We start from the raw sequence: 6,996 nt of genomic DNA, 5'->3' as shown, positions 1-6,996 counted from the left end.
TCAGCTAATAAATAAGTTTCATTCGTTATATATAAACAATTTTCTAAATAAATCAAATATAAAAATATATATCAATGGAAAAATAAATATAATAATTTATAATAAAAAAGCAAAACATGGACAAAAAATGAAAACAATTAGAACTTTATATCAAAAAAGAAAACAAGTTTAATACCTCAAAATTTAAAACACAATATTTCAGAGCAGTAATAAAATAAAAGAAAGTTAAATGTAATAAAAATATTAATTAAATGAAGTAAACAGAAAAAGAGTAAAAAGGATTTATTTTTTAATTTAAAATTTTTTTTAAAAAGTGGAAGATGTCCCATGATTATTTTTACTAAAATCATAATTTGCTTTAATTCATATTTAAAGATTTAATATTAACTAAAATTTAAATTATAAATTTATCAAAAAATAGTTTTACAAAATACAATGAAGTTAGCAATTATGAAGTATTTAAATCTTTTTTAAAAAGAGTTAATTTCCTCAAATCTCTAAAAATTTTAACCATGAGACATCTTCAAAACAAAAATTAAATAGAAAACTTTATTTTATCATAAATATAAAAAATTAAATGTTAAATAAATTATTGAAATTAAAATTTAATATTTACAACGTTTTAATGATTTAGTAAAATGAATTTAAATAGGTTTAAAATTTAATTAAATTTGAATAAAATTGAATAAAATTGAATAAAATTGAATAGCATTGAATTAAAATTCAAATTTGAAAAATTGAATTAATAGCTTAAAATTTTTAAAAAAAGAAAGTTTACAATTAAAAAGGTGATTTGATGGAAATTAATGGTGTAGAAATTATAGATACTTATGCAGAAGCATTTGGAATTAAAGTTTCAAGACTTTTAGTAACTGCAGCAACAAAAGAATTAGCTTTAACTGCTACAACAGAGGCAACTGGATATGCAACATCTGTTATAGGATGTCCAGCAGAAGCAGGAATAGATGTTTATCTCCCTCCTACAGAAACTCCTGATGGAAGACCAGGTTATGTAATAATGATCTGTCAAGGCAGTAAAAAGAAATTATCCCATGAACTGTTAGAAAGAATTGGAATGGGCATTTTAACTGCTCCTACAACAGCTGTTTTCAATGCTTTAGAAAATCCTGATGAACTTTTAAATGAAGGATTTAAATTAAAGTTCTTCGGTGATGGATATGAAAAAGAACTTGAAATAGCTGGTAGAAAAGTCCATTCAATACCTATAATGTCTGGAGAATTTTTAGTTGAGAGTGAGTTCGGCATAAAAGATGGAGTTGCAGGTGGAAACTTCTTTGTTGGTGGAGATAGTAAAATGTCAGCTCTTATAGGTGCTCAAGCAGCTGTTGACGCAATAAGTAATGTCCCTGGAACAATTACTCCCTTCCCTGGGGGTGTAGTAGCTTCTGGATCTAAAGTAGGATGTAACAGTTACACTTTCTTAAATGCATCAACCAATGAAAAAATGTGTGTTGGATTAAAAAACGAAATAGAAGGTAGTGAAATCAGTGCAGCTGTTAATGGCATATATGAAATTGTTATAGATGGTGTTGACGAAACATCTGTTAAAAAAGCAATGTATGAAGGCATTAAGGCAGCAACTAGTGTTCCTGGAGTTATTGAAATCAATGCAGGAAACTTTGGTGGAAACTTAGGTGCATACAAAATTAATTTAAAAGATTTATTCTAAATATTTCTAAACTAAAAAGAGATTTTAATCTCTTATTTTTTACTTTTTTTTACATTTTTATTCTTTTAAATTATTAAATTCTTAAATTTTTAGATTTTTAAAAAAGATTTAACTTCCACTAATTATAAAAAAACTATATTTAAGCTATTCTATATCCACTTTAATGATTTTAATATAGATAGTTTTATATGATAATTTTATAGGATGATTTTATTGTACTAATTTTATCAATCTCATACATTTTTATACATGTTTTATAAAGCTATTTTTTTAAAGATATTTTTTTCTTAATTGTATAATTATTTTGTCTAAAATTCCTTTAAAAAAGAGATTAAAGAATTTTTTATTTCCAAAAAGTTTTACAATCTTTGGACTTAAAAAATAATATAAATTAATAAATGCTCTGCCAAAAATATTATTAAAAAGAATCTTATCCCTAAACTCTCGTAAAATTAAAACTTCATAGCTATTGTAAGAACCATAAATAGCTGTTGCAATATAACATCCCCCATTATCGCTTTTTTTAATTTTTTCATCTTTAAATGAAGGATTAATTTTTTTAATTTTTTCTAAATAATTATCATAGTTCTTAATGGCAAATTTTCTAAGCTCATTATTAGTTTCAGCCATTTGTTGGTCAAAATCACTAAATTGAGAGTCATTTTTATACTGATTGTCAAAATAAAATTGTGGTTTTCCTCTTTCGACTTTTTCTTTAATATTTCTCTCATTGCAAACAAGGTAAAAATGATCTCTGCATATCTCAATTGACCATTTTAGAATTGAAGTATATGAAATGTATATTTCATCATTAACTTCAACAATTTCTTGTGAAAAATAAGCTAAAGTCTCATCTAAAGCATTGATGGATTCTTTTAAATTTAAAATTAGAGTCTCTAACTCTTCCTCAAAGTGATAATGATTAAAACAATCTAAAGTCCAATTTCCCAAACCATTTACTAAATCTAAAAAATCAAATTTTAGTTCCTCTTTTTTTTCATCATTATTTAAACCATCAAGTTTTTCAATCCCTCTTTTAAAATAAATTATGGCATCATTTAGTTTAAAATCGCTAATTGTTGAGTTATATGCAGATAAATAGCCATTGTAATAATCTTTTTCCCACTTTTCAAGATTTAAATTATTGTTGCCATTAATATTTTTACTATTATTCTTACTAGTGTTTTTATTAATAATTTCACTAAATTCTGTATATTTTTTATAAATTTCTTTATCAAAATACTTTTTGTCAACAATCAGAGTTAAAAACTCTTTATTATTCAATTCCTGGTCATTTTCAGATTTTATTTTTGGCTTTAAATTATTTTTATTTTTAGCATTTCCATCTATTATTTGATTATTCTTATTTTGATATTTTTTATTTCGGTCGTTTTTATTTCGATTTTTATTGTTATTGTTCTTATTGTTATTATTAGTGTTATTAGTATTAATGTTATTATTAGTGTCATTATTATTCTTAACTTTTCTATTTTTATCTTCATAGTACTTTTTATCTGATTCATGTTCATTTAAATTATTTTTATCAATTGTAACAATATTTGCTTTAACATATTCTAAAAATTCAGTTTTTAAAGGTTCTTTTTCTAAATCACTATTTTTAAACTTATTCCCATCAAGATTAGTTTTTTCTAGAAATTTAACTTTTAAGTCATCTAAATAAGCAAAAATCATTTCCATTGACTCTTCATCTAAAACTTCACCTTCTTCATTTCTAAAATCAAAAGATGATTCAAATAATTCCTCAGTATCAGATAAATTCTCATTTCTTAAATCTTCAATACCTAAAATAGTGAAAATATCCTCTGTTTCATCAATATTTGAATCTTGAATTGTTTCAGGGAGATATTCACTACCACAGCTATTGCAAGAATGTAGCTTTCCTCTCTTTTTAATGTCTTTACTACCACAGACTTCGCAGACTATCTCTTCCATAACTAACAATATCAACAAAATTATTTAAATACTTTTTCAATAAAAAGAAGAAACAAAACAGAAATGATATAAACGATATAAAAAAAGTATTAAAGAATAAAATAAAAAAATAAGATAAAAATAGGATAAATAAATAAAAAATATGAGTAAATAGAACAAAATAAAATAAATAAATAAAATAGGAAATAGATAAAAAATAGGGAGTAGATAGATAAAAATAGATAAAAAGAATAAAAAATAGAAAAAAATAGAAGATTTTGATTAAAAAGATAGAAAAAATAAATATAGTTAACCTATGTATCTAAGGTCATCATCACCTTGACCAACTTTACCTTTTCCAAACATTTCTGATTCAATTTGTTGAGCTTTAGAAATCATTTTTCTAGTTTCTTCAGCCCTTTCTTCTAATTTATCAGTGTTGACTGTTATGTTAAGTAAAATAGCTAATTTATCAATAAGTGCTTCTGCAGCTTCAGGGTCTATAAAATATCCAGGAGTTTCACCCATCAAACATGCTCCTTTTAACCCTCTAAGTTTACCTAGACCTAAAAGTAATCCAGAAGCTCCAACAATTCCACCATCAGCTGAACGAATTTTAATGTCTGCTTCTTTTAATGTTTCAATAATCTCAATGTCTGTTGCAGAACCATAAACTTTAGATTCATCAATAGGATGACCTGTAGCAAGTCCACCTAATGTAAAAATTTCTTTAACATCATGTTGTTCTATAAAATCTAGAATAATACCAGATAATTCGTATTGACCTTCAGGAGATAGTGCTTGAGAATTACCAACAAGTAAGATGAAATCTCTTTCTCTTTCTTCATTTGATCTTAAGTAATAGAACTCATTTATCATGTTTTCCACTAATCCATCTTCATCTACAAAAACTTGAGGAGGAAAAGCAGGAGAATAAATTTCTGCAAATTTAACTGCACCAAATTCATCAATAATATGATCAGCAGCTAATTTACCAACATGACCAATTCCTGGAAGTGCTTCAATAAAAATAGGGTTATCTAATTTAACTTTTTCTAAAACATTTATCTGTGTACTTTTCATTTGTTCAACCTCATAGTAAATAGCAATAAAATATGAAATAAGTATTCATATTGTAATAATGATAAAAAAATATATACATTAAATAAAATATCTACATTAAATAAATAGAATATATAAATAAAATTAAATAAAATTAGATAAAATTAATTAAAAACATTAAAAATGATTGATATAATAATTGAATAGAAAAATATGAAAGTAAAGAATTTTTATTGATTATTCAATTCTTCTTTTAATTTTCTACGATATTTTCCATATTTATCTTCAATAGAGTACTTTGGTGGATAGATAACATTTAATGAGCCTCCACACTTAGGGCAAGTCTCCTCTATAGTGTAAATCATGCAAATATTACATCTTTTCATCTTCATTTTCATAAAAAACACAACCCCAATAAAACATTAAAATATCAAAAATAAATATGATAAAAAAAATAAAATGAAATAAAATAAATGAAATAAATAAAATAAATAAATAAGTAAAAATAAATAAAAAAAGAGCATTAAAAATGCTAAAAAAATACTAAAAAAAGCTTTTAACAAACAATATGGTAAATTAAAGGATTAATAAAAAAATTAAGATAATTCTCGTAAGAACTCACCATTGCCATTTGATGAAGTAACAACATCAATACATTTTTTAGCAGCATCTTTTAAATCTTTTTCTGCTTGGATATAATCAGTAGATTTAACAGTTAACCTATAACGAGGAGCCCCTACAGATTGAACTCTAATATTATCGCTTTCTGCTGCCTTTAAAGCTTTTTTAATTATTTCAACACCATTTGGAACAAAAGTTTCAATATCAACATATCCTGAAATTTGAACCTCTGGAGGAGTAATATTCTTATTAGCAACATCGACAATGATTTCTATCCATTCTTGTGGAATATCTTCATCTAAAAGAGTAGATTCTCCTTCTTCAGCAGCAGATTCAAAAGCACCATAAATATCTCCAAATATATCAATTAATTTATACCCTACTTCACTGTAAGATGTATCTAAGTCTTTATTTAAAGATTTTCCAGCTAACTCTAAGAATTTTTCAGCTTTTTGTTCAATTTTCCATTGCTGAATTTTTTTAGTTCGTTGATCTTCTCTTATTCTCTTTAAAGAAGCATCCACATGTCCTTTACTTGGAGTTACACGAAGTACTCTTGCAACAATCTTTTGATTTTCTCTTACATAATCTCTAATATTTTTTACCCAACCAGCAGAAACCTCTGAAATATGGATAAAAGCTTCTTTTCCTTCATACTCTTCAAGCTTAGCAAAAGCACCATAATTAAGAACTTTATAGACTGTAGCCACTATAAGTTCTCCTTCGCTAGGCCATTGTTGACTTTTCCTTACCATAAAAACACCAAATAAAATAAATAAAATGAAAAACTAAATTAAGAAGCTAAACTAAGAAGCTAAATTAAAAAAATTAAAGTTTAAAAAATTAAATTAAAAAATGAATTTATAAAAAATAGCTAAAATAGTCTTTTAAAATTTAAATAAAATTATTTCAATTATAACTAAATTTAAAGACAAAGTAACTGTTAAAAAAATAAATTAATCTTATTTTAACGTACAACTTCAGTTACACGTGCAAAAACATCAGATTTTCCACCTTTCGGTTTTACTATGGTTTTACCACAAATAATACACTGAACAGTAGATGCTGCACGATTGAAGACAATTTGTTCATTGTCGCAATCTAAACATGTAACTCTTAAAAACTTTCCTCTTCCTTTACTTGCCATAATCTCACCTATCTGCAACAAATTCTGGTTTACTAGTTCTAAATGAAGAAGCAATATGGGATTTTCCACATTCTTTACATTTTAATCTTAGGTCTAACTTTTTAACTGGTTTATTTCCAGCAGGTAAAGGTCTTGGATAACCTCTATAACCAGCAGTGACACGTCTAAATTGTCTTTGACCCCATTTTAATTCACTTGCTTTTCTTTTTTTAGCTACATGAAGTTCATGAACTGTATGTCTTTTACATTTTGGACAGTATGTTCTTTTTTCTTTAGGAATTTTCATAACAATCACCAATCATTAATATTTGATATAAATCATTTGATATAACTATTTGTAATTAAATAATATGATTATAAATACTTAAAAAATCAAATTTAAAATGAAATTAAAGATAAATTTTAACATATAGTTAAATTTGTAGGATATAAATAATATAGAAAAAATAAACAGAAAATATTAAAAATAAGATATTTCATAGGACTTAAAAAATGAATTTTTAAGAAGAATAGATTTTCATAAATAAAATAAAAAGTATAATTA

General features: G+C 24.7%; 7 protein-coding genes. 1 reads left to right on the top strand and 6 read right to left on the bottom strand.

Annotated features, from left to right (window positions below):
* Positions 1 to 796 precede the first annotated feature (796 nt).
* The gene (gene fhcD, locus MBCUR_RS00145) at positions 797 to 1,690 is read left to right on the top strand and encodes a formylmethanofuran--tetrahydromethanopterin N-formyltransferase (RefSeq protein ID WP_067088683.1); all 894 of its coding nucleotides are present in this window, start codon (positions 797 to 799) and stop codon (positions 1,688 to 1,690) included.
* A 270-nt stretch (positions 1,691 to 1,960) separates the two neighbouring features.
* On the opposite strand, the gene MBCUR_RS00140 is transcribed toward fhcD, so the two are convergent.
* The 6 genes from MBCUR_RS00140 to MBCUR_RS00115 form a co-directional block, all read right to left on the bottom strand.
* A complete protein-coding gene (locus MBCUR_RS00140; RefSeq protein ID WP_067088680.1) occupies positions 1,961 to 3,643 on the bottom strand; it encodes a CFI-box-CTERM domain-containing protein in 1,683 nt (560 codons plus the stop codon).
* A gap of 288 nt (positions 3,644 to 3,931) precedes the next feature.
* A complete protein-coding gene (locus tag MBCUR_RS00135; protein WP_067088677.1) occupies positions 3,932 to 4,705 on the bottom strand; it encodes a proteasome assembly chaperone family protein in 774 nt (257 codons plus the stop codon).
* 209 nt (positions 4,706 to 4,914) lie between these two features.
* Positions 4,915 to 5,082 carry an RNA-protein complex protein Nop10 gene (locus MBCUR_RS00130; protein WP_067088674.1) on the bottom strand — a complete coding sequence of 56 codons (168 nt, stop codon included), beginning with the start codon at positions 5,080 to 5,082 and terminating at the stop codon, positions 4,915 to 4,917.
* 198 nt (positions 5,083 to 5,280) lie between these two features.
* On the bottom strand, positions 5,281 to 6,060 hold the full coding sequence (locus MBCUR_RS00125) for a translation initiation factor IF-2 subunit alpha (protein WP_067088671.1): 780 nt from the start codon (positions 6,058 to 6,060) through the stop codon (positions 5,281 to 5,283).
* Between the two features lie 212 nt (positions 6,061 to 6,272).
* Positions 6,273 to 6,452, bottom strand: coding sequence for a 30S ribosomal protein S27e (locus MBCUR_RS00120; protein WP_067088668.1), 180 nt, complete (start codon positions 6,450 to 6,452; stop codon positions 6,273 to 6,275).
* A gap of 4 nt (positions 6,453 to 6,456) precedes the next feature.
* Positions 6,457 to 6,738, bottom strand: a complete 282-nt coding sequence (locus MBCUR_RS00115; protein WP_067088665.1) for a 50S ribosomal protein L44e — start codon at positions 6,736 to 6,738, stop codon at positions 6,457 to 6,459.
* Positions 6,739 to 6,996 lie beyond the last annotated feature (258 nt).

It is taken from the genome of Methanobrevibacter curvatus, from assembly GCF_001639295.1.
Classification (GTDB): domain Archaea; phylum Methanobacteriota; class Methanobacteria; order Methanobacteriales; family Methanobacteriaceae; genus Methanoflexus; species Methanoflexus curvatus.
Note: the sequence above shows the minus strand (reverse complement) of the source record. Positions and strands in the feature narration are given on the sequence as shown.

Bases quoted from the DNA above. Each gene is read 5' to 3' on its own strand.
- fhcD (WP_067088683.1), top strand. From the start codon at position 797: ATGGAAATTAATGGTGTAGAAATTATAGATACTTATGCAGAAGCATTT.
- MBCUR_RS00140 (WP_067088680.1), bottom strand. From the start codon at position 3,643: ATGGAAGAGATAGTCTGCGAAGTCTGTGGTAGTAAAGACATTAAAAAG.
- MBCUR_RS00135 (WP_067088677.1), bottom strand. From the start codon at position 4,705: ATGAAAAGTACACAGATAAATGTTTTAGAAAAAGTTAAATTAGATAAC.
- MBCUR_RS00130 (WP_067088674.1), bottom strand. From the start codon at position 5,082: ATGAAAATGAAGATGAAAAGATGTAATATTTGCATGATTTACACTATA.
- MBCUR_RS00125 (WP_067088671.1), bottom strand. From the start codon at position 6,060: ATGGTAAGGAAAAGTCAACAATGGCCTAGCGAAGGAGAACTTATAGTG.
- MBCUR_RS00120 (WP_067088668.1), bottom strand. From the start codon at position 6,452: ATGGCAAGTAAAGGAAGAGGAAAGTTTTTAAGAGTTACATGTTTAGAT.
- MBCUR_RS00115 (WP_067088665.1), bottom strand. From the start codon at position 6,738: ATGAAAATTCCTAAAGAAAAAAGAACATACTGTCCAAAATGTAAAAGA.